This window comes from Poseidonocella sp. HB161398 (assembly GCF_005870025.1).
Lineage (GTDB): Bacteria > Pseudomonadota > Alphaproteobacteria > Rhodobacterales > Rhodobacteraceae > Mangrovicoccus.
The window spans coordinates 53423-76684 of the sequence record NZ_VATA01000019.1 but is presented as its reverse complement, the minus strand read 5'-3'; the positions used below and the strand labels follow the sequence as shown (position 1 = coordinate 76684).

Annotated in this window: 26 protein-coding genes and 3 pseudogenes; 11 read left to right on the top strand and 18 right to left on the bottom strand. The window is 69.1% G+C overall.

The features are described 5' to 3' along the window. Positions 1-6: 6 nt before the first annotated feature. Positions 7-159: a hypothetical protein gene (locus FGX59_RS37590; RefSeq protein WP_171060672.1), complete on the bottom strand. Its 153-nt coding sequence runs from the start codon at positions 157-159 to the stop codon at positions 7-9. A 735-nt stretch (positions 160-894) separates the two neighbouring features. After that, positions 895-1104 (bottom strand): zinc-finger domain-containing protein, encoded by a 210-nt coding sequence (locus FGX59_RS16345; RefSeq protein ID WP_138468183.1) that lies wholly within the window; start codon positions 1102-1104, stop codon positions 895-897. Positions 1105-1211: 107 nt separating this feature from the next. Between FGX59_RS16345 and FGX59_RS16340 the strand changes: the two genes are divergently transcribed. Together FGX59_RS16340 and FGX59_RS16335 are read left to right on the top strand one after the other, a co-directional pair. Further along, positions 1212-2150, top strand: coding sequence for an ABC transporter ATP-binding protein (locus FGX59_RS16340; RefSeq protein WP_138468181.1), 939 nt, complete (start codon positions 1212-1214; stop codon positions 2148-2150). 696 nt (positions 2151-2846) lie between these two features. After that, positions 2847-2965 (top strand): annotated as a pseudogene (locus tag FGX59_RS16335) (IS5/IS1182 family transposase); the annotation flags it as partial. A 363-nt stretch (positions 2966-3328) separates the two neighbouring features. On the opposite strand, the gene FGX59_RS16330 reads toward FGX59_RS16335, so the two are convergent. Beyond that, positions 3329-4249 (bottom strand): IS110 family transposase, encoded by a 921-nt coding sequence (locus FGX59_RS16330; protein ID WP_370296066.1) that lies wholly within the window; start codon positions 4247-4249, stop codon positions 3329-3331. A gap of 24 nt (positions 4250-4273) precedes the next feature. Beyond that, a complete protein-coding gene (locus FGX59_RS39700; RefSeq protein ID WP_370296065.1) occupies positions 4274-4405 on the bottom strand; it encodes a hypothetical protein in 132 nt (43 codons plus the stop codon). Between the two features lie 38 nt (positions 4406-4443). Here FGX59_RS39700 and FGX59_RS16325 point away from each other — a divergent pair. Then, a pseudogene (locus tag FGX59_RS16325) lies at positions 4444-5248 on the top strand (IS5 family transposase). A 38-nt stretch (positions 5249-5286) separates the two neighbouring features. Then, positions 5287-5613 carry a hypothetical protein gene (locus FGX59_RS16320; protein WP_138468179.1) on the top strand — a complete coding sequence of 109 codons (327 nt, stop codon included), beginning with the start codon at positions 5287-5289 and terminating at the stop codon, positions 5611-5613. A gap of 597 nt (positions 5614-6210) precedes the next feature. On the opposite strand, the gene FGX59_RS16315 is transcribed toward FGX59_RS16320, so the two are convergent. Then, a complete protein-coding gene (locus FGX59_RS16315) occupies positions 6211-6588 on the bottom strand; it encodes an HIT domain-containing protein (RefSeq protein WP_138468177.1) in 378 nt (125 codons plus the stop codon). A 65-nt stretch (positions 6589-6653) separates the two neighbouring features. Then, positions 6654-7934, bottom strand: a complete 1281-nt coding sequence (locus FGX59_RS16310) for a beta-1,6-N-acetylglucosaminyltransferase (RefSeq protein ID WP_138468175.1) — start codon at positions 7932-7934, stop codon at positions 6654-6656. Between the two features lie 78 nt (positions 7935-8012). On the opposite strand from FGX59_RS16310, the gene FGX59_RS16305 reads away from it, so the two are divergent. Beyond that, a complete protein-coding gene (locus FGX59_RS16305) occupies positions 8013-8816 on the top strand; it encodes a sulfotransferase family protein (protein WP_138468173.1) in 804 nt (267 codons plus the stop codon). A 19-nt stretch (positions 8817-8835) separates the two neighbouring features. Here the strand turns inward: FGX59_RS16305 and FGX59_RS16300 are convergent, their stop codons facing one another. Both FGX59_RS16300 and nth read right to left on the bottom strand, forming a co-directional pair. Then, positions 8836-9828, bottom strand: a complete 993-nt coding sequence (locus tag FGX59_RS16300; RefSeq protein ID WP_138468171.1) for an adenosine kinase — start codon at positions 9826-9828, stop codon at positions 8836-8838. After that, a complete protein-coding gene (gene nth / locus FGX59_RS16295) occupies positions 9825-10469 on the bottom strand; it encodes an endonuclease III (protein ID WP_138468257.1) in 645 nt (214 codons plus the stop codon). The genes FGX59_RS16300 and nth overlap by 4 nt, the downstream gene beginning before the upstream one ends. 736 nt (positions 10470-11205) lie before the next feature. On the opposite strand from nth, the gene FGX59_RS16290 reads away from it, so the two are divergent. The 4 genes and pseudogenes from FGX59_RS16290 (at position 11206) to FGX59_RS16275 (ending at position 14548) form a co-directional block, all read left to right on the top strand. After that, positions 11206-11709, top strand: coding sequence for a hypothetical protein (locus FGX59_RS16290; RefSeq protein WP_138468169.1), 504 nt, complete (start codon positions 11206-11208; stop codon positions 11707-11709). Positions 11710-12074: 365 nt separating this feature from the next. After that, positions 12075-12461: pseudogene (locus FGX59_RS16285) on the top strand (calcium-binding protein); the annotation flags it as partial. 294 nt (positions 12462-12755) lie between these two features. Continuing rightward, positions 12756-14120 carry an MATE family efflux transporter gene (locus tag FGX59_RS16280; RefSeq protein WP_240722501.1) on the top strand — a complete coding sequence of 455 codons (1365 nt, stop codon included), beginning with the start codon at positions 12756-12758 and terminating at the stop codon, positions 14118-14120. Next, on the top strand, positions 14117-14548 hold the full coding sequence (locus FGX59_RS16275; RefSeq protein WP_138468165.1) for a glyoxalase superfamily protein: 432 nt from the start codon (positions 14117-14119) through the stop codon (positions 14546-14548). Before FGX59_RS16280 ends, FGX59_RS16275 begins: the two co-directional genes overlap by 4 nt. Positions 14549-14567: 19 nt before the next feature. Here the strand turns inward: FGX59_RS16275 and FGX59_RS16270 are convergent, their stop codons facing one another. The 8 genes from FGX59_RS16270 to FGX59_RS16235 all read right to left on the bottom strand — a co-directional run bounded on the left by FGX59_RS16270 (position 14568) and on the right by FGX59_RS16235 (position 19931). Beyond that, positions 14568-15341, bottom strand: coding sequence for a FadR/GntR family transcriptional regulator (locus FGX59_RS16270; RefSeq protein WP_138468163.1), 774 nt, complete (start codon positions 15339-15341; stop codon positions 14568-14570). Between the two features lie 205 nt (positions 15342-15546). After that, positions 15547-16185, bottom strand: coding sequence for an OmpA family protein (locus FGX59_RS16265; RefSeq protein WP_138468162.1), 639 nt, complete (start codon positions 16183-16185; stop codon positions 15547-15549). A gap of 54 nt (positions 16186-16239) precedes the next feature. Next, positions 16240-17112, bottom strand: coding sequence for a bifunctional helix-turn-helix domain-containing protein/methylated-DNA--[protein]-cysteine S-methyltransferase (locus FGX59_RS16260; RefSeq protein WP_138468160.1), 873 nt, complete (start codon positions 17110-17112; stop codon positions 16240-16242). Positions 17113-17263: 151 nt separating this feature from the next. Continuing rightward, entirely contained in the window at positions 17264-17821 is a 558-nt protein-coding gene (locus FGX59_RS16255; protein ID WP_138468158.1) for a F0F1 ATP synthase subunit B, read from the bottom strand. Between the two features lie 4 nt (positions 17822-17825). Next, a complete protein-coding gene (locus FGX59_RS16250; protein WP_138468156.1) occupies positions 17826-18410 on the bottom strand; it encodes a F0F1 ATP synthase subunit B' in 585 nt (194 codons plus the stop codon). A gap of 85 nt (positions 18411-18495) precedes the next feature. After that, positions 18496-18732 (bottom strand): F0F1 ATP synthase subunit C, encoded by a 237-nt coding sequence (locus FGX59_RS16245; RefSeq protein WP_108262886.1) that lies wholly within the window; start codon positions 18730-18732, stop codon positions 18496-18498. Positions 18733-18787: 55 nt separating this feature from the next. Continuing rightward, positions 18788-19543: a F0F1 ATP synthase subunit A gene (locus FGX59_RS16240; RefSeq protein ID WP_138468154.1), complete on the bottom strand. Its 756-nt coding sequence runs from the start codon at positions 19541-19543 to the stop codon at positions 18788-18790. Positions 19544-19577: 34 nt separating this feature from the next. Further along, positions 19578-19931: an AtpZ/AtpI family protein gene (locus FGX59_RS16235; RefSeq protein WP_138468152.1), complete on the bottom strand. Its 354-nt coding sequence runs from the start codon at positions 19929-19931 to the stop codon at positions 19578-19580. Positions 19932-20165: 234 nt separating this feature from the next. Here FGX59_RS16235 and FGX59_RS16230 point away from each other — a divergent pair, with 234 nt between their 5' ends. After that, positions 20166-20546 (top strand): helix-turn-helix transcriptional regulator, encoded by a 381-nt coding sequence (locus tag FGX59_RS16230; RefSeq protein WP_138468150.1) that lies wholly within the window; start codon positions 20166-20168, stop codon positions 20544-20546. A gap of 369 nt (positions 20547-20915) precedes the next feature. Here FGX59_RS16230 and FGX59_RS16225 read toward each other — a convergent pair whose 3' ends face one another. After that, positions 20916-21797: a LysR family transcriptional regulator gene (locus FGX59_RS16225; RefSeq protein ID WP_138468255.1), complete on the bottom strand. Its 882-nt coding sequence runs from the start codon at positions 21795-21797 to the stop codon at positions 20916-20918. 171 nt (positions 21798-21968) lie between these two features. On the opposite strand from FGX59_RS16225, the gene FGX59_RS16220 reads away from it, so the two are divergent. Further along, positions 21969-22445, top strand: coding sequence for a hypothetical protein (locus FGX59_RS16220; RefSeq protein WP_138468148.1), 477 nt, complete (start codon positions 21969-21971; stop codon positions 22443-22445). Between the two features lie 103 nt (positions 22446-22548). Here FGX59_RS16220 and FGX59_RS16215 read toward each other — a convergent pair whose 3' ends face one another. Beyond that, positions 22549-23004 carry a histidine kinase gene (locus tag FGX59_RS16215; RefSeq protein ID WP_171060671.1) on the bottom strand — a complete coding sequence of 152 codons (456 nt, stop codon included), beginning with the start codon at positions 23002-23004 and terminating at the stop codon, positions 22549-22551. Between the last annotated feature and the right edge of the window lie 258 nt (positions 23005-23262).

Here is a 23262-nt window from a genome sequence, read left to right as displayed (position 1 = left end):
CAGCTCCTACTCTTCAGCCGCCACGGGCACCGGCGACGGCACGCCCAAGGTCAGCGGAAAGTGCTTCTGCAGCTGCTTCGACATGGCGCGGTCGCGCAGCGCGTCGAGATAGTTCTTCGTCGTGTGGTCCTCGCCGCCATGCACGCCTTTCGGCCTCATCGTCGGCACATGGCCGACGCGGGCAAAGCCCACCCGTCTCGGCGGCAGTCCGCAGACCAGACCATCCGAGCGCAGGATGTCGAGCGCGTAACGGCTGCCCTTCGGCCGCCTCGCCTTCTGTGCTGATCCTGCGGGCCGTCCGGGATGGCGGAGCCGATGCCCGGCACGCCCTTGCGCCGCCGATATACGCCGTTGCTGCTCCTAACGAATGGCCGGAGATCAGCCCCGGCATCTCCGGCATGCCTGGCAGGAAGCCGTGCCCGCAGGGACAGTGTCGCGGGACCCGGGCCTTCGGCTGGCACCTGCCTCAGTCTCTTAGGAGCGGTCTGGTGTCGTGGCTTCGCAGGGAGCAGGCATCGATTCCCGGCGGTCCCGGATACCGCGAGGGCACCTTCCCGATATCGCGCTGTCCCGGAGGAAGACCGCTGCGTCCCGGCCTGCAGCCACGCTGTCTGCCAAGTCAGCTCTGAACCATCCGTCCTGGCAGGGTGATACCACCTGTTCGGCCGCGGCGCTTGGGGGCAAAACTGGGAAAATGGTCCTGACGGCGGCAAGACCTGCTCGCTTCGCAGGGAAATCCCGACCAATTCCGGAACGATTTCCTGCGCGGCGACGCCCCATTGTCCTTCTTCAGCGGCCTTTCAGCGTGCGTCCCCGCAAGGCATGGAGGCCAGTCCAGATCCCCGCTGGCCAGAGTACTCTCCGGCGCGGCGCGCGCAATGCGCGCCCGGCAGATCAGCTTGCTTCGGAGAGCCCCATCGAGGCCAGGATCGCCTGGGCGCGGTCCTCCTCGACGAAGAGCTTGTCGCAATAGGGGCATTCCACATAGCCGCGGTCCGGATCGACCGTCAGCCAGACCCGGGGATGGCCGAGCGCGCCCTCGCCGCCATCGCAGGCGACGCGGTGGGCCGAAGTGATCTGGAATTCGGGCGGTCTGATGGCCATGGGATGCACTCCTCCTGCTTGCCGGGGCGGGCCGATCGGCTTAGGTCTCCGGTTACGGGAACGCCCGCAGCCGGGCAAGCGCTCCTTCCCTAAGATTAGAGGCCAGGATGTCACAGAACGCAATCGAGATCGAAGGGCTGCGCAAGACATATGCGGCCCAGAAGGGACAGCCGGCCAAGGAGGCGCTGAAGGGCGTCGACCTGACGATCCGCCAGGGCGCCATCTTCGGGCTGCTGGGCCCGAACGGCGCGGGCAAGTCGACGCTGATCAACATCCTCGCCGGGCTGGTGCGCAAGACCGAGGGCAAGGTGCGGATCTGGGGATTCGACCAGGACGCCAATCCGCGCCAGTCGCGCGCCTCGATCGGGGTGATGCCGCAGGAGCTGAACATGGACCCGTTCTTCTCCGCCCGCGGCGCGCTCGACATGCAGGCCGGGCTCTACGGCGTGCCGCGCAGCCAGCGCCGAACCGACGAGATCCTCGCGCTGATCGGCCTGACCGACAAGGCGGATGCCTATGCGCGCACGCTCTCGGGCGGCATGCGGCGGCGGCTGCTGCTGGGCAAGGCGCTGGTCCACGGGCCGCAGGTCCTCGTGCTCGACGAGCCGACGGCCGGGGTGGATATCGAGCTGCGCCAGATGCTGTGGCGCAATGTCCGGCGGCTGAACGAAGAGGGCATGACGATCATCCTGACGACGCATTACCTCGAAGAGGCGCAGGACATGTGCGAGGAGATCGCGATCATCAACCAGGGCGAGCTGGTGGTGCAGGACACGACGCCGAACCTGCTGGGGCGGCTTGATGCCAAGACGCTGGTGATCGAGCCCGAGACCCCGCCTGCCGCCCTGCCCCGGATCGAGGGCGTCGAGGTGGCGACCCGCCCGGGCGGCGCCATCGCCTTCGATTACCGCCGCAGCCGCACCTCGCCCGGCGCGATCCTCGAGGCGGTGCGGGAGGCCGGCATCCTGATCCGCGACGTCCGCACCGAGGAGGCCGATCTGGAGGACGTGTTCCTCGCCCTGACCCGCAGCCCGGAACCCGCCTGATCCCGCGGCCCGTGCGGGGCGCGGACCAGCCCGGCCCGAGCAGGCTGGCGCGGGTTCGGCCTTTCCGCAGGATGCTCAAGACGGAGTCCAGGGTGCCGCCCTGGAGGAAACCGTTCCGGATCTGACCTGTGTTCCTCCCGGACTCCGGCAAGTCTGGCCGCGTTCGGGACCATTTCCCCGGTTTTCCAGCATACCCCGTGGCCGCGCGGACGTTTTCGGCTCCCTCATGACGGCCCGATCCGGCCGGAGCATTCCAAGACGGACCTGCCGGACAGGGCGCACCCCTGTGCAGACGGCGCGGCCGGCCAGCGTGTCCGCGGTCAAGTGGCCGCCCAGCTGTCCGGGCCATGCGGCTGTCCCGCCCCGAGGGCCTGCGGACGGTCCGTCACCGCGGCCCGGGACGGTTCAAGGGATCCGCTGGGGGGAGACCGCCGTCGGGCCGGCATCCGGTCGACCGGCACCTGCACCGCTTCGCCCGCCGGAAACTGCCCATGCCCCGCTGGGGGTGTCAGAGCCCTCCGGGATCCGCCCAAGTCCCACCGCCGCGATTGCGTCCAAGACGAGCCGGACCTGCATCCGAACGCCGACCGGGACCCTGCTCCGCCGCCGCATGACCGGCTCCGGGCTCGCCCAGGCTCAGGGCCCGCTGATCGTGGCGGAGGGGCATGATTCACGGCAAGAAAACAGAGCGGTGGCATGTCCGGTCTCTTCCGGCTGAGCGATGCGCCGATGGCGCGTCTGGAGCCTTGCTTCCCGAAGTCGCACGGCAGCCCCGGGTTGATGACCGACGTGCGCTGATCGGCATTATCTTCATGTGCGGGCAGCTCCGGTTTCAGCGGGCGCACGCCTCGGCTGGCATCATGCGATCGAAGGCGTCCATGCGTCAGGCCTTTTCCTGGAGTTAGCCCCCCTGGCCAGTATGGGAGCCGCGGGTCAGGATCAAAACATCAAGCCGAGCTCGAAGCCCATCATGCAACGCTGATTTCCCGACCCCGATCTTTCCGATCGATATCATGCTCGCTTCAGCTCCTCCCGCATTTCCGAGGCAGTGCCCTGGCCGCGTCAACCCGCCAGCTGCGGACCGCCCCGAAACTCGTCATCCTTCGTCATCATCGCCCAGAGCGAGCCCGCGAACGCGGGCCGTTCGCGGGCCGCTCGGACCGGTGGCGCGTGACCGCTCACTGTTGGCCAGCGCGATCGCCGCCGGCATCCGCGGCTTGCGCGCAAGGATGCGGCAGAGCCACGAACTCCCGGCAGGCGGCCGCGCCTTGGTGCTGGAAATCACCGCCATCGCGCCAATGATCAGCAGGCGCCGGAGTTGCCGAGGGTCGCGCCACCGGTCCGAGCGGCCATCGGCAACGCTCTGCCCGGACTTGCCGGTTCGGCCCAGCCTCGGCTTGCCGCCGCTCGAATGCTGTCTCGGCAGTGCGGGCCGGAAAGCGATCCGCCCGGGAGACGGACCGCACGCCGAGCCATGCCGGGAAATCGCGGCCGCGCCCGAAGGCTTCCATCGGCGGGGCGAAGGCGGCAACGGCCATCGCTGTCACCGGGCCGATCCCCGGCATCTTCCGGAGCCGGGCGGAAAGCGGAGTTCGCCTGATTGCCGCCTGTATCTGCGCGTCGAGGTCGGAGATCCGCTCGGACGGGCCGTCGATCTGCTCGAGGCAGAGCTGCGACATGGCCCGAACCGAGGCGGGCAGGCTCTCCGAGGCCTCCTCCGCCGGCCGCAGCTTGGCGACGGTCTCCCGGCCCTTGCCTGCGACGATCCCGAATTCAGACAGATGCCCCCGCAGGCTGTTGATCATCTGGGTTCGCTGCCCAACCAACATGTCCCGCAGCCTGAAGATCATGCCGAGGCCCTGCTGCCCGGGTGTCTTGATCTCTGCGAACCTCATGGTCGGGCGGATCGCCGCTTCGGCAATCGCCTCGGCATCGGCCATGTCGCCCGGCGGCGGTACCGTCCCCCGGATGGTTCCGGACCCCGCCTCGCTCTGGGTCTTCGCGAATGGTTTCGCGAACTTCGGCGAAATCAGGCAGACGTCATGGCCAAGCGCCGACAGCAGCCTCGCCCAATGATGCGCCGTCCCGCAGGCTTCCATTGCGACCCGGCATCGCGGCCGGGCCTAAATGAATTCCTCGAACCGCCTGCGCGACAGCTCCTTGCGGAAGACCACTTCGCCAGTCCCGGTTGCCCCGTGCAGCTGGAAGACCTGCTTGGCCAGGTCCACGCCGATGATGGAGACGTCCTTCTTCATCCAAACCTCCTGATCCTTTCCGGGTCACCGAGGTACAAGTGCCGTCAGGAGGGGCTACCCAACCCATCCTCAATCGTAATGGCTTTCGGTGGCGCGATGTGCCTGCGGAAGACGGCCCCCGCAGTTGAAGGGACCGTGGCGCCAGTGGCGCCGCGAAAGTCCCGGAAATACTCTGCAACCGGTGGGAGCGCTGGAGCGACAAGGCATCTTCGCGAGAATGATGGCCGGACTGGCTGCCGGGCACGGCGAGAAGAGGACCGTGATGATTGACGCCACCTACCTGAAGGCTCATCGGACCGCGTCCAGTCTGGGCGCCGAAAAGGGGAGCGTGGCCGCCTGATGGGGCGGAGTTCGAAAGTCGGGAAACGGTCCGGGGGATTGTTTCCCCGAGAACGGGCGGGATGAACCATTGCGCAGTAATGTCCCGAGAGGGACGGAACTGCATGCCATATGCGACAGCCAAGACCGTCCCCTCAACCTGTTCGTCACGGCAGGACAGGTGAGCGACCACGCCGGTGCGCGGGCGCTCTGCGACAGTCTGCCGGATCCCGGCTGGCTGCTCGGAGATCGCGGCTCGTGAGCCATGCCGCGCCACTGGTCCAAGCGACAATGGCGAATGCCGACTGGTTCAGGGAAGCGTTGAAAGACAAAGGGATAGGTGCCCGCGCCCCCGGACGGAAACAGCGCAGGACACCGGTAAAGTGTGACAAGCGCCGAAACCGGGTCGAGATCATGTTTGCCAGGCTCAAGGACTGGCGGCGCGTTGCCCCTCGCTACGACCGATGCCCGAAGGTCTTCCTCTCCGCCATCGCGCTCGCCGCTACCGTAATCTACTGGCTATGAGGCCCGAGCCTAGGGTCGGCGCCCCGGACGACATCCACTTGCGCGGGATGATGCCCGCCCCCTGCTGCACGGCCTGTGGCGATGTCTTCGGGCAGCAGGCCGATGCCGAGCGCGCGGCGGCCGGCATCCGCATCAACGGCGGCGGCAACCGGCACGATCCGCTGATCGTCATGCTGACCGGGAACCACATGGCCGACAGCCGCGCCCGCGACGGCCATGTGGTGACCCGCAGTCCCGGGGGCCCCGGCCGGGGCCGAGCGCGGATCCAGAACGCGGGCAGCCACTCGGACGCCTCGGTCTTCCCGATGCTCTGCCGCGGCCAGGGCGCCGGCGACAGGACGCCCGCCGTGTCGCCGGTGCCGTAGCTCGAGGCCGGGCTCAGTCAACGCATGCCGGAGCCGGGCCGATTGTGCTGGAAAACCCGGGCACGAGCCCGCAGGCCTCAAGATCGGGAAAATGCGCGTCGATATTCGATGCCCACTGCCATCCAGGAGAACAAGTTTCCGACACCGGGTGTCCTCTCGACCGGAGCTGGCGTTTTCCGCCAGTAGCGCCTTCCGGCTGGCCGACGCGACCCGGTTTCAGAAGACGGAGATCGGGCCGGACCTCTGAATGCGCAATGATCGTGAAAGCCTGGCCCAGGGCCGCGTTCCCCGCCCCGGGGCCGCCATCCGCGACCTCCCCGGCCCGCTGGCGCGAGTGTCAGGAGCGTTCTGGCCGTCGAGACGCCGCGACCGCTATCGCCCCTGTCCGGCGTTGCGCCGAAGCGCCCCGGGCAGCCGGCGCGTCTCGGACACACCTGGGCAGCAGCAGGTCGCAAGCGACCGGGACGCGGCCCGATACAGGCGGCGCCGACCGGTTCCAAGCGCGTCCAGGCCGGTCGGCCGCAGCGCCGTCGCGCGCTCATCCGGCGCACAAACGGGCCGGGCACAGGCGGCGGGGCATGCCCGCCGCCGGGCGGGTCATTCCGGCAGGATGCGGCCCAGCGGGCGGCCCGCGATCAGGTGGACATGCATGTGCGGCACCTCCTGGATCGCGTCGGGGCCGGCATTGGAGATCAGCCGGAATCCGGTGCCGCCCTGGCCCGGCTGCACGCCCAGCTCGGCGGCGATCCGGCCGACCACGCGGGTGAAATCGACGATCTCCGCCTCCGAGGCCTCCAGCGCGAAATGGTCGTAGGTCGCATAGGACCCCTTCGGGATCACCAGCACATGATGCGGCGCCTGCGGGGCGATGTCGGAGAAGGCCAGCGTGTGCTCGGTCTCCATCAGCGGCGTGCTGGGGATCTCGCCGCGCAGGATCTTCGCGAAGATGTTCTGGTCGTCATAGGGATAGCTCATCGCGGGCTCACTCTCCGGTCAGGTCTGGATCTGCGCATAGGTCTGTCGCGAGCTCCAAGGGCATGTCAAGCGCCCGCGCCATCGCCCGCGCCGCCGCGGCGGGCCCCTGCCCGGGACGGATCGCCGCGCCGGTCCGGGCGCGGTCGAGCGCCGCCTCCTCCGCCGCCAGCTCGGACGCCACCAGATCGAGCATGCCCCCGCCAAGCCCGATCCGCGCCGAATGCCCGGCAAGGAAGGCCGGGCCGGGCCGCGTGCCGATCCGCAGGATCCGCGCCGGGGGCCGCCGCGCCAAGCGGACCGGCCATGCGGGCGGCGAGACGGGCGGAGACATGCCAGCGCTTGCAGACGATCACCCTGAGCCCGGGCAGCGGCTGGTCCCAGGGCGGCGGCGGGCTGGCGCGTCCCTCGCGGCCGCGGGCCGCGCGCCACTGGCAGCGCCGGTCGAGATCCGGTCCGGGCGGCGCGGGCGCCTGCACCTCGGACAGGAACTGCCGCGCCATCGCCTGCCGCAGCCCCCGGGCGCCCGGGGCGATCTTGCGCAGGAAGAAGGCCTCCGCCCCCAGCACCTCGGCGCTCTGGTCGTCATGGAAGCACAGCGGCATGCCGTAATCGCTGAAGACCGAGCGGGTCAGCAGCCGCGATGTCCGCTCCGCCCCGGGGACCAGGCGGGCCACGACGCTCTGGAAGAAGCACTCGTCGGGGATCCAGGCCAGCCGGAAGAAGCGCGGCACCTCCGGCCGGGTCCGGCAGAAGTCCAGCACCGCCTCGGCCGTCTGCCGCCGCAGGCACCACCATTGCGAGCCGATCTTCAAGGGCAGATCCGCGGGCAGCCGCCGCTCCAGCCCGGCCCGCTGCTGCAGCGCCAGGGCGCGGGCGAAGAGCCGCGGATGGCGGCGTTCGTTGAAGGGATGGCGGTAGAGCACCCGCTCCGCGCGCAGACCGGTCTTGATCCAGTCCGAGCGGAAGAGATCCTCGGTCTCGATGACGTCCCGCGGCGCGCTGTCGAGATGCGCCGCGAGCGCGCCATGCGGGCGCACCGGCATGCAGTCACCGGAAAGGAGCAGCAGATGGGTCGCCCCGGGGGCCGCGGCGAGAGCGGCGCGCATCATCTCCAGCGTGGCGGCGACCAGCGACCACTCTCCCCAGCCGCAGCGCTGCCGCCGCGTGACGAGATGCACCCGCGGCAGCCCGGCCAGGGCCGCGACCAGCGCCAGCCAGTCCGCCGCGTCCGCGCCCGCATCGAAATGCACCACCACATGGTCGCCCCGCGCCGAAAGCAGCCGCGCCTGCGCCGCTACCCGGCCGGGCGCCTTGTGCGCCAGAAGGAGAAAGGCGATGGACGCCACGCATTCCACCTGAATTCGTCAGACTTTCTTCACCTGATGGCGCGTAACCGTTGAGAAAGGGCGAAGAAGGGCGCGGCCATGGGATTTCCCGGCATCTGGATGACCGAAAGCGGCGCGGTGGCCTATCGCGTCGTGCCGAAATGCGCCTGCTCCACCATCGGCCAGATCCTCTATTACGGCGAACGCGGGACGTTCTTCGACGGCGACATCCACGATGCGGCCGAGGGGCTGTGCAAATGGTCGATGGAGCCCTGCCGCCCGGCCATCGAGGAGGCGGTGTTCGACCCGGCGGTGCCGGTCTTCACCTGCGTGCGCAACCCGTTCCGGCGCATCCTCTCGGCCTTCTTCGACAAGATCTGCGGGGTGCAGCGCAACGGCCGGCGCTACCGCGGCAACCTCGTGCCGCAGGTGATGCAGCTCTACGGCGTCGCGGTGGAGGGGGAGGTCGACCAGATCGCCAGCTTCCGCCGCTTCCTGCTCTTCGCCCGCGACACGATCCGCTTCCGCAAGCCGATGGAGCCCGACATCCACTGGTCGGCGCAGTCGGGCCATGTCGCGACGCTGATCGCCAATGGCGGCCGCTACGACCGCATCATCCGGACCGAGGAACTTGCCGAGGGGATGGCGGCGGTGCTCTCGGACTACGCGCCGCGCCACAGGCTGCCGACCGGCGGGCTGCCGCGCTTCAACGAGAGCGCCGGGCACGGGCCGGTCCGCGCCCATCCACCCGGCGCCTATTTCGACGATCTCGCGCTGCATCTGATGCGCGAGATCTACCGCGACGATTTCGAGCTTTTCGGCTACGACCCCGATGATCCGGAGCGCGCCGCGCCGGTCGCCGCGATCGACCTGGAGGAGGTGCATCGCCGCCTGGCCGGATGACCGGCGGCGATGCGCGCGCTCAGGCGGCGATGCCCGCGGCGCGGAACACGTCGGCCACGTCGGTCTGCGGCCGCGCGCCCATGTGCTGGATCACTTCCGCGGCGGCCAGGACGCCCATCTTGCCCGCGGTCGCCAGGTCGCGCCCCGCGGCGAGACCGTAGAGCAGACCGGCGGCGAACTGGTCCCCTGCCCCGGTGGCATCGACCGGCACGACCTTGTTCACAGGCACTTCGATCTTCTCGCTGCCGCGGATCAGCCAGACGGACTCGCCCGAGCGGGTGCAGATCACCGTCTCGCAGACCGCCGCCGCCTCGGCCAGCGCGGCGTCGAGATCCTCGGTCTCGTAGAGCGCGCACCATTCATGGACATTGCCGATCACGTAATCCATCTGGCCCGCGATCAGCCCCTTGAAATCGGCGCGGTGGCGGTTGACGCAGAACGGGTCCGACAGCGCGATCCCGGCCTTGCCGCCGGCCTTGTGGCAGAGCTCGGCCGCCTTGAGGAAGGCCGCCTTGCCCGGATCCTTGTCGAAGAGATAGCCCTCGAGGAAGAGATAGGCACAGTCGCCCGCGACCTCTTCGGGGACATGCTCGGGGCCGACCTCGGCGGAGACGCCCAGATAGGTGTTCATCGAACGCTCGCCATCGGGCGAGACGAAGATCATCGAGCGCGAGGTCGGCAGGTCGGCCGGCGCGGGATCGACGGCGAAATCGGTGCCCCAGTCGGACATGGCCGAGGCATAGCCCTTGCCCAGGCTGTCATCGCGCACGCGTCCCATGAAGGCGGTCTTCAGGCCGAGCCGGCCGACGCCGGCCAGCGAATTGGCGACAGACCCGCCCGGGGCCTCCGTCCGCTCTTTCATCGCGGCATAGAGCAGCTCGGCGCGGTCGCGCTCCACGAGCTGCATGATGCCCTTCTCGATCCCCATCAGGTCGAGGAAGTGGTCGTCGACCGGCGACAGGACATCGACGATGGCATTGCCGATTCCGGCAACGGCGTAGCGGTGGCTCATGCGGTCTTCTCCTCGAAGGCACAATAGTCTCGAATGATGCAGCGCGCGCAGTCGGGCTTGCGCGCCTTGCAGATGTAGCGCCCATGCAGGATCATCCAGTGATGGGCGTGCAGCTGGTACTCGGCGGGGATGTTGTCCTCAATGGCGCGTTCCACCGCATCCACGTCCCGCCCCGGGCACAGCCCCGTGCGGTTGCCGACGCGGAAGATATGGGTGTCGACCGCCTGGGCCGGGATGCGCCACCACATGTTCAGCACGACATTCGCCGTCTTGCGCCCCACCCCCGGCAGCGACTGCAGCGCCGCGCGCGAGCTGGGCACCTCGCCGCCGTATTCCTCGACGAGGATGCGGCTGAGCTTGATGACGTTCTTCGCCTTGTTGCGGAAGAGCCCGATCGTCTTGATATGCTCGATCAGCCCCTCCTCGCCCAGATCCAGCATCTTCTGCGGCGTGTCGACGGTGGCGAAAAGCGCGCGGGTGGCGCGGTTCACCCCGACATCGGTCGCCTGCGCCGACAGCGCGACAGCGACGAGCAGCGTATAGGCATTCACGTGGTCCAGCTCGCCCTTGGGCTCCGGCTCGGACTGGCGGAACGCCTCGAAGGCGGCGCGGACGGTGTTGTAATGCGCCTGGGGCGCCATCGGCGTGGCGGAGGGCGCCGAGGCGGCAGGCGCGCGCGGCTTCTTCCGGCGCACCGGGCTGGAGGGGATCGGTGTCTGGGCCATCTTCCCTGCTCTTGCGAGAACGGTCCCGTTTTCTTAGGCGCCGGCGCCACAGGTTTCCAGCCCTCTCGCCGCAGCACAGCGCCGCGGCCCGTCGCCGGTTCATCCGGGACGGCAATCCAGGTCCGTCAATTTCCCGCCGGTCCCGGCTGGCATCAAGCAGCGGATTGGCGAAGGAAACCACGCATGGCCTCTCGCATCGTGGCCACAGATGTGACGATCTCCCGACGGACCGGATCGACGGCGCCGACCTCAAGACGGATCGCGGCCCGGTCGCGCTGGCCGGCGGAACGCTCGCGCAGCTCTGAATCACGGGGATCGACGGCAGCTATGCGCTTTCGGCACGAATGGCACATGGCCGGAGCGCTACGCGACCCTGGCCGCGGCCTCCGGCCTGCCAGCGCCCGCCAAGGCTACGGCGCTGCCATGTGGCGGGTTCCTCGCGACCCGGAACAGCTGCCCAAGCTCCATGCGCCAACCGGCCAGACCTTCGATCCCATTGGCAAAGCGACCGCAGATCCGCTGGTGATCGCCGCGTCGCCGAGGGCCATCTGGAAGAATGCCAGTCTTGAGGAGCACGGCGACGGGCGGCCGGTCGCGCTCTTGCACAGCCGCATCAACAGTAATTCCGGCATCGGCACGCATGACAGCCGCCATGGCATCCACGGCCGGGACCTCGAAGCCGACTGGCGGCAGCTTCGAGGTCGACGCCTTCAACGAGTATCCGGGCCGCGAGGTCGGCGGCCACTACGGCGCGATCTTCGCTGCCGGTCTCGCAGCGGTCGACGACAGCACGTTCCCGGTCTCCTGGCGGGACCGCGATGCCCGAGTGTCCGGCAAAGGGGCGCCGGAGTTCAATGTCCATGCGCAGCATGTCGTCGCCTCGGGCGCCGAGGTCTTGGCGACGGACAGCGACGCGACCGGCGGCGCCCATGCCAATGACGACGCGGAGGAAACGGCCTCGGCCGTGCAACCCTACGTCAACGCGAGGACGATCACCCGCCACGGCCTTTCCTGCGACGCCCGCAACGCTGCGCTCTCGGGCGACACTCTGCCCAATGTCGTCGCCGACGCGGCCAGGCGGAAGACCGAGATGACACCCGACGTCACCATCGCCGCGCTCTCCGACAGGCGCGACCTGGCCGCCCCGGCGCGCTGATCCCGGGGCGGCATTCCTCCGCCGCGGGCGGCACGGTCACGCTGGTCGAGGGCGGCCATGACGGCGGCAGCATCACCTGCTGGTGCAATCCCCCGCGATTTAGGCGCTGCCCGATGGCGGCTTCGCGTCGGTCAAAGATGTCGCCGCCGCCATCGCCCATGCCCCGGACAACACCGCCCATACCGGCAGGTCCGGGGCGGACGCGATGCAGGGCGGCGCGGAGGCCGGGACCTTCCCACGGCTCAGCGGCAATGACCTGATCGCGACCGGCGCCGGGGCGGGGCCACGGGACGCGACATGATCGAAGGCGACATGATCCTCGCCGATGGCGGCATGGACAAGGTCGGCGCAGGTCCGGGCGCGACCTCGTCACCGGCGGCCGGGGCGCGGATGTGCGGCGCGGCGGACTCGGCGACGATACGATCTTCGGCGGCAACAAGCAGGGCGGCGCGGGCGCCGACCTGGCCGATCTTGGCCCGGGCAGCGACCGCCTCTCCGGCAATGGCGGGACCGGCGCGGACGGCAGCGGTACTGTCAATGGCGGCAACGGCCGGGACACGCTGGCGGCCGGGGGCGGCTTCGAGCTGCCGACCGGCGGCGCGGGCGCCGACAGCTTCGTCTTCGCCGCAGGGGTCCAGGACGGCACCATCACCGGGTTCGAGGCCCGGACCGGCCGGACCGACCTCGCCGATGCGGTCGGCACCGGCTATTTCGGGGTCCGGTCTTCGAGGACACGGCGCAGGGGCTGCTGATCCATGCCGCGGGAAAGGCCTCCGGCACGATCCTGCTGGCCGCGCGCCTGCGGGCGATCGCGACGCCGCCGACGTCCAGCCTCCTTGCCCGCCCGGGAGATGCGGCGGGGAGATTCCGTCTTGCCATGCGCGCGGCTTGCACCTAGATGCGGGACAGGTGCCGGGCACCTGCCGCCTGCGGACGAAAGTCACGGTGAAGCCCGGAAGACGACGACATCTCACCCTCGAAGCATTTCGCTGGTGGGCAATGCAGGCTCCCATCCCGTCCGAAATGCCTCGCGAGAGGAGTGAGCGATGTCCGAGCGGCACGCCCGAAATCCGGGGGATTCCCCCTTCCTGACCGCCCCGCCGGGGCGGCTGTTCCTGTCGAATGCGCTGCCGATGGCGGTGGTGATGTCGATGGGCGGCATCCTGACCGTGACCGACGGCCTCTTCGTCGGCCGCTATCTCGGTGCGGAGGCGCTGGCCGCGGTCAGCCTGGCCTTCCCGGCGGTGATGCTGCTGACCGCGCTGTCGAGCCTGTCGGGCGGCGGCATGGCCAGCCTGATGGCGCGGCATCTGGGCGCCGGGGACCGCAACGCGGCCGCCGCCGTGCTGGCCGGGGCGCAGGGGCTGGCCCTGGCGCTCTGCGCCCTCCTGCTCTTCGCCGCGCTGGCCGCCGGTCCGCAGCTGGTCGCCGGGCTCGCGGGCGGCAATGGCGCCCTGGCGGAGACGGCCGGGCGCTACCTGCTGGTGCTCGTCCTCGGCGCGCCGCTGCAATTCGGCCTGGCGCTCCATGGCGACGCGCTGCGCAGCGAGGGGCACGCCGGGCAGATCGCGCTCCTCTCCGTCTTCGTCAATCTCGCCAATATCGCCGCGAACTGGCTGGCCATCGCGGGGCTCGGGCTTGGCGTGGCGGGCTCGGCGCTCGGCACGGTGGCGGCGCAGGGGCTCGGGCTTGCCCTGCTCCTTGCGCTGCGCCTGCGCGATCCGCGGCTCCTGCCGCCCGTCCGGCCCGCCCATCGCGGATGGGGCGCGATCCTGGCGCTCGGCCTGCCGGTCAGCCTCGGGCTTCTCGGCATGGCGCTGGTCTCGGCGACGGTCGTGCTGGCCATCGGCGACGATGCAGGGCTGCTCGCCGCCCATGGCGTTGCCACTCGGCTCCTCGGCCTCGCCTTCCTTCCGCAGATGGCCATCGCGCTGGCGACCCAGACCATCGCCGGGCATAATGCCGGCGCAGGGCACCCGGCGCGGGCGCTCCGGGTGCGCAACCTGGCCATGGCGGCGGCCTTCGGCTGGTGCCTGGCCGTCGCCTTGGCGGGCAGCCTCTTCGGGGAATCGCTCGGCCGGGCCTTCGGCGGCGACGCCCGGATGGCGGCGAGCGTGGCGGCGATCCTGCGGGTGATGCTGGCGCTCTACGCCTTTTCCGGGCCGGTGCTGGTGCTGGCGCTCTACCTGCAAGCGCTCGGCCGGCCGCGCCCGGCAGCGGTTCTGACGCTGGCCAAGCCCTGGCTGCTGGTGCCCGTGCTGGTCCCGCTCATCGCGGCGCGGGCCGGTCCGACGGGCCTCTGGGCCGCCTTTCCGGTGGCCGATGCCGTTCTTCTGGCGCTGGCCGTCGCCATTCTCTTCCGGGCCCCGCGGCATGCAGGCCCCGACGGACAGACGGAGGTCCTGCCATGACGCGGCTCACGCTCGAAGAGGCCAAGGCGCAGGCGAAGGCGCTGCGCAGCGCGCTGGAGGCGCGCGGCACGCCGGTCAGCCATGGCCAGGCGCTGGAACTGGTCGCCCGCCAGCATGGCGCGCGCGACTGGAACACGCTGCGCGCGCGCCTCGGCCAGCGCAACGCGCCGCCGGAGCTGGCGCTCGGCGACCGGGTCAGGGGGCGCTATCTGGGGCAGGCCTTCACCGGGCGGATCGTGGCGCTGGCGGGGCCGGCCGCGCACCGGCAGATCGAGATCCAGCTCGACACGCCGGTCGACACGGTGCGCTTCGAGAGCTTCTCCAACTGGCGCAGCCGCATCCGCGGCACGATCGGCGAGGATGGCGCGTCGCCGCGCCGGACCTCGGACGGGGCGCCGCAGCTGAGCGTGGAGAAGGTGCCGTCCTGAACGGACGGCGGGCGGCGGCTCAGACCCGCCGCCCCTGCTCGTGCTCCAGCCGCTGCTGCGACACGGCCTCGTGCTTGTCGGCCTTCTGCTGCTCCTTCAGGCAGCGGGCGACGAAATCCATATGCGCGGCCACGGCATCCCGGGCAGCATTCGGATCGCGCTCCTGCAGAGCGCGGTTGATGTCGCCATGCTGGCCGAGCAGCACGTCACGGGTGGCGCGCTGCTTGAACATGATCTGGCGGTTGTAGAACACGCCCTCGCGCAGGAGCTCGAACATCGAGCGCATCATGTGGAGCGTGATCACGTTATGGCTGGCCTCGACGATGGAGAGGTGGAACTCGGCGTCGAGCCGCGCCTCGTCGGCCGGGTTGCGCTTGCGGTGCGCGAGCTCCATGCGGCGGTAGATCGTGTCGATGACCTTGAGGTCGGTATCCGAGGCCATGCGCGCGGCGCGCTCGGCGGCGAGCCCCTCGAGGTCGCGGCGGAAGTCGATATAGTCGAAGACCGCATCCTCGTTGGTCGAGAAGAGCCGCACCAGCGCCGGCGAGAAGGCGGAGCCCAGCACCTCGGCGACGAAGACGCCCGATCCGGCCCGCGCGGTCAGGAGCCCCTGGTCCTGAAGATGCGCCACCGCCTCGCGCAGCGACGGACGCGAGACGCCGAGCTTGTCGCTGAGATCGCGCTCCGCGGGGAGCCGCTCTCCGGGGCGCAGCACGCCGCGCAGGATCAGATCCTCGATCTGGCGCACCACCGCCTGGCTCAGCTTCTCCGGTTCGATCCGTCTGAACGTCATGTAAATCCCCCTGATGCGGTCAAATCATATAACCGCACCAAGCCAGGGGGCAACGGCAAGTCGCCGCAGCCGCCCAGCTTTCCCGGCCGGGGAGGCGCCGCCTCGGGGGCGGCGCGGGACAGGGCCGGGATCCTGCCGTACGGAAAAGGCCCCGCCTTGGGCGCCCGGCATCTGCCAACTGCGCGGAAGGCGGGGCCGGGGGGGCCTAGGCCGTCGGGCGGATGATGACCTCGACGCGGCGGTTCTGCGCGCGCCCCTCGGGGGTCAGGTTCGAGGCGACCGGCTGGTCCTCGCCGCGGCCGGTGGAGGTGATCCGGCTGCCCGCGACGCCATTGTCGACGAGTACCCGCGACACCGCGCCCGCGCGGCGGTTCGAGAGGTCGAAATTCAGCCCGGCGCTGCCGGTATTGTCGGTATGGCCGACGATCTCGATCGTGGTGTCCGGATAGGTCTTGAGGTTCTTCGCGAGGCCGCGCAGCTCGTCATAGCTCGAGGACGACAGCGAGTCGCTGCCGGTGGCGAACAGGATCGCCTGCGGGAAGTTCACCAGCAGGCTGTCGCCGGTATTGGTCACGGTCACGGCGTCATTGCCGAGGTCGTTGCGCAGATCGGCCGCCTGGCGGTCGAGGACGTCGCCGATCCCGGCGCCGAGGATGCCGCCCGCGGCGGTGCCGATGGCGATGCCGCGGCCGCTGCCGCCGGTGGTCGCCGCCCCGATGATGCCGCCGAGCGCCGCGCCGCCGAGCGCGCCCGCGTTGCGGTTGCTATTGGCCGGGTCGTTCCAGCTTTCGCAGGCCGAGAGCATCACGGCGCTCGACAGGAGGATGAGAGTTGCTCGCTTCATGTTCGCCTCTTTGCAGTTTTGCGCCCAATATAGCGAAGCGGCGGGAAAACGAAATCATTCAGCCGTGACCAGCCCCGCCTGCGGCGCCTCGGCGCGCGCGCTTTCCCAGGCGAGGATGGCGCGCTTGACCTCGAGCCCCCAGTGATAGCCGCCGAGCCCGCCGGATTTCCTCAGCGCGCGGTGGCAGGGAATGAAGAGGCCGACGGGATTGCGGCCGCAAGCGGTGCCGACCGCGCGGACCGCCTTGGGGTGGCCGATGGCGCGGGCGATGTAGGAATAGGTGCTGACATGGCCCGAGGGGATCTGCAGGAGCGCCTCCCAGACCTTGATCTGGAAGGGCGCGCCGATCAGGTGGAGCGGGGTGCGGCGCCCCGAGAAGGCAGCCTGGGCAAGCGCGCCGACCCGCTCGGGCTCTTCGGCGAAGCGCGCCTCGGGCCAGCGCGCGGCGAGATCGGCGAAGGCCGCCTCCCGCCCGCCATCGCCGGTGAAGCCGAGCCCGCAGAGGCCGCGATCGGTCGCCATGGCCAGCGCCTCGCCGAAGGGGGTCTCGATCCAGGCATGGCCGATCGCGAGCCCCGCGCCGCGGCGGGCATAGTCGCCGGGGCTCATCGCCTCCCAGGCGACAAAGAGGTCGTGCAGCCGCCCTGCCCCCGACAGCCCCACGCGGTCGGCGGTCTCGAGCGTCGTGTGCCGCTCCGCCAGCAGCTGCCGGGCGTGGCCGAGCGCCAGGTACTGCTGGTAGCGCTTGGGCGAGACCCCGGCCCAGGAGGAGAAGAGCCGCTGGAAATGCGCGGGCGACATGCCCATGCGCCGCGCCAGCTCGTCGAGCGCCAGCGGCGCCGCTCCGGCGCGGTCGATCTCCTCGATGGCGCGGCGGATCACGCCGTAATGGTAGCTGTCTTCCAGGGGGGCGGCGGTGTCGGGCATGGCGGGATCCTGCTTCGGGCTCTGGGCCCAATCTACGCCGCCGCCCGGCCCGGCGCGACCCGGAGCTTGTGCCTTCGCCCCCGCGGAACGGGAAAAGCCCCGCAGGGGGCGTCCCTGCGGGGCTTTGCGATGGCGTCGGGCGCGGATGCGCTCAGTGCAGCTTGGCTTTCACCTGGGTCACGGCGTCGTCGAAGAGGACGCCGGCCTGCTCGGGGCCCATCTGCTTGGCGATGACCTCGGCCGCAGCGGAGACCGCCACGGTGACAGCCTGGTCGCGGACTTCCTTGACGGCCTTGGCCTCGGCCGAGGCGATCTGCTCTTCGGCGGCGGCCATGCGGCGCGCCATCGAGGCTTCCAGATCGACCTTGCCCTTCTCGGCAGCCGCCTTGGCTTCCTTCTTGGCCGTGTCGACGATGCGGCCCGCCTGCTCGATCATCTCCTCCTGCTTGCGCTTGTAGGAGGCCAGCAGCTTCTGCGCCTCGTCGCGCAGCGCCTTGGCTTCGTCGAGTTCGGACTGGATCTTGGCGGCGCGCTTGTCGAGCAGGCTGCCGAGGATGCCCGGCACCTTGAAGTAGACGAGCACGGCCACGAACAGGATGAAGGCGAGCAGCACCACGAAATTCGTGTTGTGCAGCGAGAAGAACGGCCCGGTGGCGGCCAGGGCGGGACCGGCGGCCAGCGTGAGGGCGAGCGCGAGGATGCGGGTCATGGTCTTAGCCTTTCACACGGGAATCGACAGCAGCGTCGATTGCGGCCTGGTCGGCCGACATGCCGAGCGCGGAGACCAGCGCGGCGGCAGTGTCCTTGGCGACGGCCTCGACGCTTTCCAGCGCGCCTTCGCGGATCCCGGCGATGGCCTTCTCGCTCTCGGCGGTCTTCGCGGCGATCTCGGCATCGGCCTTCTCGACCGCTGCGGCGAGCTCTGCCTTGATCTCCGCCTTGGCCTCGGCGACGATCCGGGCGCTTTCGGCCTTGGCGTCGGCCAGGGCCTTCTCGTAGGCGCGCTCGGCTTCCATCGCCTGGGCCTTGAGCTCTTCGGCGGCGGCAATGTTGTTCGAAATCGTGCCGCGGCGCTCGGCCAGGATCATGGCGATGCGCGGCAGGGCGATCTTGGAGAGGATCCAGTAGATCGCGGCCAGGGCGACGATCAGCCAGAAAATCTGGTTCGCGTAAGTCGTGAAATCGAGCTGGGGCATGCCGGCTTCGACATGCTGCAGTTCGGTGGGGTGCTCCACGGTTTGTCCGTGCAGGACGACGGCTTCACCGGCCGCGTCAGTGCCATGGGTCTCGTTGGCCATCTGGGTTTCTCCGGTCGCCGTTATCACCACGGGCGGGCGCGCATCTGCGCCCCCACCCGGTCGTAAGGATGATCGACGGTCTGGATCAGACGGCGAACATCAGCAGCAGGGCAACCAGGAACGAGAAGATGCCCAGTGCTTCTGCGAATGCGATGCCGATGAACAGGGTCGCGGTCTGATCGGCTGCAGCGGAGGGGTTGCGCAGGGCGCCGGCAAGGAAGTTGCCCGCGACGTTGCCCACACCCATTGCGGAGCCGCCCATGCCCATGCAGGCCAGACCAGCGCCGATGTACGCACCCATTTGAACGATATCGCCTTCCATTGTCGTGTCTCCTTACGTCGGAAGTGGCAAATTTTCGGGTTTTCGGGATCGGACCTCAGTGGCCGGGATGCAGGGCATCCTTCAGGTACACGCAGGTCAGAATGGTAAAGACGTAGGCCTGGATGAAGGCCACCAGGACCTCGAGGCCGTACATTGCGGTGATCGCGACCACCGAGAGCGGCGAGATCGCGGCGATGGCGGCGAAGCCCGCGAACACCTTGATCACCGCGTGGCCGGCCATCATGTTGCCGGCAAGTCGGATCGAGTGGCTGACCGGACGCACGAAGTAGGAGATCACCTCGATGATCGCCAGGATCGGGCGCAGCGGCAGCGGCGCGGCGGTCACCCAGAAGAGGCCGAGAAAATGCGAGCCGTGCTTGACGAAGCCCAGGATCGTCACCGACAGGAACACCGCCATTGCCAGAACCGCGGTCACGGCGATGTGGCTGGTCGTGGTGAAGGCCAGCGGCAGCAGGCCGAGGAAGTTCGAGAAGACGATGAAGAGGAACAGCACCATGATGTAGGGGAAGTACTTCACCCCGTCCTTGCCGGCGACATCCTCGACCATCTTGTAGACGAAGCCGTAGGCCAGTTCCGCCAGAGACTGCGCCCGGCCCGGGACCACCGCGCGGCCGCGCGCGCCCAGCACCATCAGGGCGGCGACGCAGGCGACGCAGATCGCCATCCACAGCGTCACGTTGGTGATGGTGTACCAGTGGACATCGCCCTCGCCGAACAGCGGCACGACTTTGAACTGGTCCATCGGGTGAAAGACAAGGCCGCCGCCTTCGGATTGGGCTGCATCCGCCATGGTCAAGGTCCTCTTCTCTTCGGGCCGCCGCCCGTTACGCCTCGGGGTCCGTGGACCCGTGTTTCCGTGCCTCGGCGGCTTTCGCCGCCTGCTTTTCCTTCTGGACCTCGCCCGCGGTGTGCATCATGGTTTTCACCCCCGCAGCAAAGCCCAGCAATGTGAAGAGCACCAGCAGCCAGGGACGCGTGCCAAGTATCGCGTCCAACCCCATGCCGATGCCGCAGCCGATCGCAAGACCGGCCACGAGTTCAGTGACCATCGTCCAGGCAATGTTTGCCTGACTGTACTTGTCGCCCCCCTTCCGGCCCGCGGGCGCCTGTTTCTGGCGCAGCGCGTCGAGCCGCTCTTCTAGCTGGCGGAGCCGATCCCCATTGTCCGGGTCCGTCACAGAAGGCCTCCCTTGGAACTGCCGTGGTTCTAGGCGTTTCTTGCACTGGTCGTCAATTGCTTGTGTGGTAACGCAACCCACTGAAAACAAAGGCGTCATGGCAGATGCGGCAGAACGCGCAGCGAATAGGTCGGGAATTCCTAATTCAACTATCCAGTTGAGTTTGCGCTGTCATCGGCAATGCGCGGCATCCGGCGGGCTTTTCCGCCGCCGACGGGACGGCTAAGGAGGCGCATGACCGATGACCCGCTCGACCTCGTTTTCTCCGCCCTTGCCGACCCGACCCGCCGCGCCATCCTGGCGATGCTGCTGGAGGACGACATGGCCGTGACCGATGTCGCCGCCCCGTTCGAGATGTCGCTGGCCGCGATCTCCAAGCACCTGGCGATCCTCGCGCGGGCCGGGCTGATCCGGCAGGAGAAGCGCGGCCGGGTGAAATGGTGCAAGCTCGAGCCCGACGCGATGCGCGGCGCCAGCGTCTGGATGCAGGGCTTCGGCCAGTTCGAGCCGGTCAACCTGGAGGAGTTCGAGCGCTTCCTGGAGCGCGAGCTGGCCGATGCCGATCTTTCCGGAGGCACGGCAGAGCCGGAGGACGGCACAGCCCCCCTGCCCTAGCCCGGCAGCTGACAGCCGCAGCGGCCGCAGGGCGCGGCAGCGGATGGCAACACGGACTTTCGGATGGGTTCGGGTCGGCTCGACGAGCCAAGAACATGACAGCGGCGCGGCACTTCGCGTGGATATCAAGTATCCCAGCGGTCTCCGGCTTTGCGGCGACGCGGCCTGCGCCGCTGTCATGGGCCCCTCCTGGCCTCCCTGGAAACGAGTTTAGCATATGAAAATTGGCGGTGACAGAGCCGAGATGCCGGATTTCCATCCTTGAAACGACTTTTTTAACACTCTCGCCGTAACGGAATCCGCGTTTCACGCCGAAATGATTTCCCAAAGCGATTCGAGTCGCGGAGGGTCAATCCGCGACTCCGCCGCTCAGACCAGCGTCCACGAATCGGCTGCGGCCTTCAGATGCGCGAGAATCGCCTGGACCTTGGCGGTGCGGTGCAGATCGACATGGGTCACGAGCCATAGCGGCGCCGCCCATTCCGGCTTCGGCTCCACCACCTGCACCAGATCCTCGTATTGCGAGGCCTCCCAGGTCTGCATGAAGCCCAGCCCGATGCCCGCGCGGATCGCGTGCTTCAGCGAGCGCCCGTCGCTGCCGCGCATGACGATGTTATGGCGCGGGACCTTGTCCTCCATCCAGCGGTAGAAGGGCGCGCGGCTGTCCATGTTCTCGTAGCCCATGAACTTCTCGTTCGGCAGCTCGTCCTCCGGGATCGGCAGCACCCGGTCGCCGAGATACTTCCGCGAGGCATAGAGCGCGATCTGCACCGTCGCGTAGCGCTGCACCACATTGTCCGGCTCGTTCGGCGCCGTGCCCGCGCGGATCGCGACATGGGCCTCGCCGTATTCCAGGCGGAACACCCGGTCGCCGGTGACGAAGCGGACGGTGACGCCGGGATTGGCCATCTGGAATTCGGCCAGCACCGGCGAAAGCAGCGGCGAGAGCGACTCGATCGAGGTCACCACCAGCTCGCCGGTGACGGAGTCCCCCCGCCCCTTCAGCCGGCTGGCCAGCTGGGTGAACTGGTCGTCGGTCGCCTGCGCCACCTGCATCAGGTCCTGCCCCGCCTCGGTGGCGGTGTAGCCGCGGGCATGGCGCTGGAACAGCTTCGTGCCCAGCCGCTTCTCCAGCGCGTCGATATGGCGGATCACCGTGGCATGGTGGACGCCGAGCACCTCGGCCGCCCCGGAGACTGTGCCGAGCCGCGCCACGTGATAGGCGGTCCGGATTTCGTCCCAAGCATCGATAGACATTTTGTGATGTGCACTCATGAACAGAATTGTGGCTAGCCATGCATATTTTGTTCGTCCGCGCAAGGCCCCATCTCGGCTCCATCGAAGGAGCAACGCCCCGGCCGCGCTCCGGCAACCAGAGATTACGCCGCCGCAATTACGGCGCCATCCACCAGGAGAATACACATGTTCCGCAACGCAACTCTTGCCGCACTCGCCCTCGCCGCTTCCAGCGCAGGCTTCGCCGCCCAGGCCAGCGACCAGCTCGCAACTTCGCTGGGCGTCGAGCCGGGCCAGTACACCACGGCCGAACTGGCCCAGATCCGCTCTGCCGTCGAAAAGGGCGACAGCACCCGCGTCGCCTTCCTGCTGAACGGCGGCTCGCAGGATGACGGCCTCAGCAACGGCAGCCAACTGGCCGGCAGCCTGGGCGTCGCGCCCGGCACCTACACCACGGCCGAGCTGGTCCGCCTGCGCGACGCGCTGGAAGACGGCCGCTCCCAGTCGCAGAGCTACGTGCTGGACGGCACCTACCGCGTGACCCGCAACGCAACGCCCGCCGCTGCCCCCTCTGACTCGCAGCTGGCGCAGCTCCTCGGCGTCGAAGCCGCCAGCTACACCAATGGCGAGCTCGGCGCGATGTATCTCGGCGCGCACGACTGACCGCGGCTGCGGCCGCCATCGTCCCTGATGCACCCGAAGACCGTCCCGGCCCCGCCGGGGCGGTCTTCTTCCATCAGCGCGCCCAGATTCAGGCCACCCGGTTTCAGGCCGCCCAGTTCAGGAAGATCCCGACATCGCCCGGCATCCCGTTCGGGAAGTCGAGGATATAGGCGCGCAGGTGGTAGCCCGCGGGCTTGGCCACCTTCTCCCAGGTCAGGTAGAGCTCGTGCGCCTTGCGGGGCAGCGTCTCCGGCCAGTTCGGCAGCGCGTTGTTGACCGCCCGCCCCTTGTCCGAGCACAGGCTCGACGGGAAGCGCATCACCATCACCTCGAACATGCCGTGATCCACCGCATGGCGGATCTTGCGGCGCACCTCTTCCAGTTCTTCGTGGGTCAGGTGGCCGCGGGTGAATTCCTCGGCCACGTCGCGCATCGCGTTCTCGGCCTTGGAGCGCTTCATGTCGAGAAGCTTCTGCTTCTCCGCTTCCAGCTCCGCCATGTATCCCCGCAGCTCGGCCGCGGTGAAGGGCTGGTGCCGTGTTTCTCCTGCTGCTTTCATCGGTGGTCCCTCCTCGGCAACTCCCGGACAGGCCGCGCCGGCGCATGGAACGGCCCCGCGGCATCGGCCCTACCCTGCCACCCTATCGCCCGCCGCGCCTTGCGCCATATCAGAAACCGCCTCGGCCCCGCGGCTCACGCCGATATGACGCTCCGGGATTGCCCGTGGCTGACTATATATATAGTGACAGCCGCGCATCGGCCGCGCATCCCGCGGCTGCCCGATCTTTCGGCTCCCGGCGATTGACTTTTCTTCCGG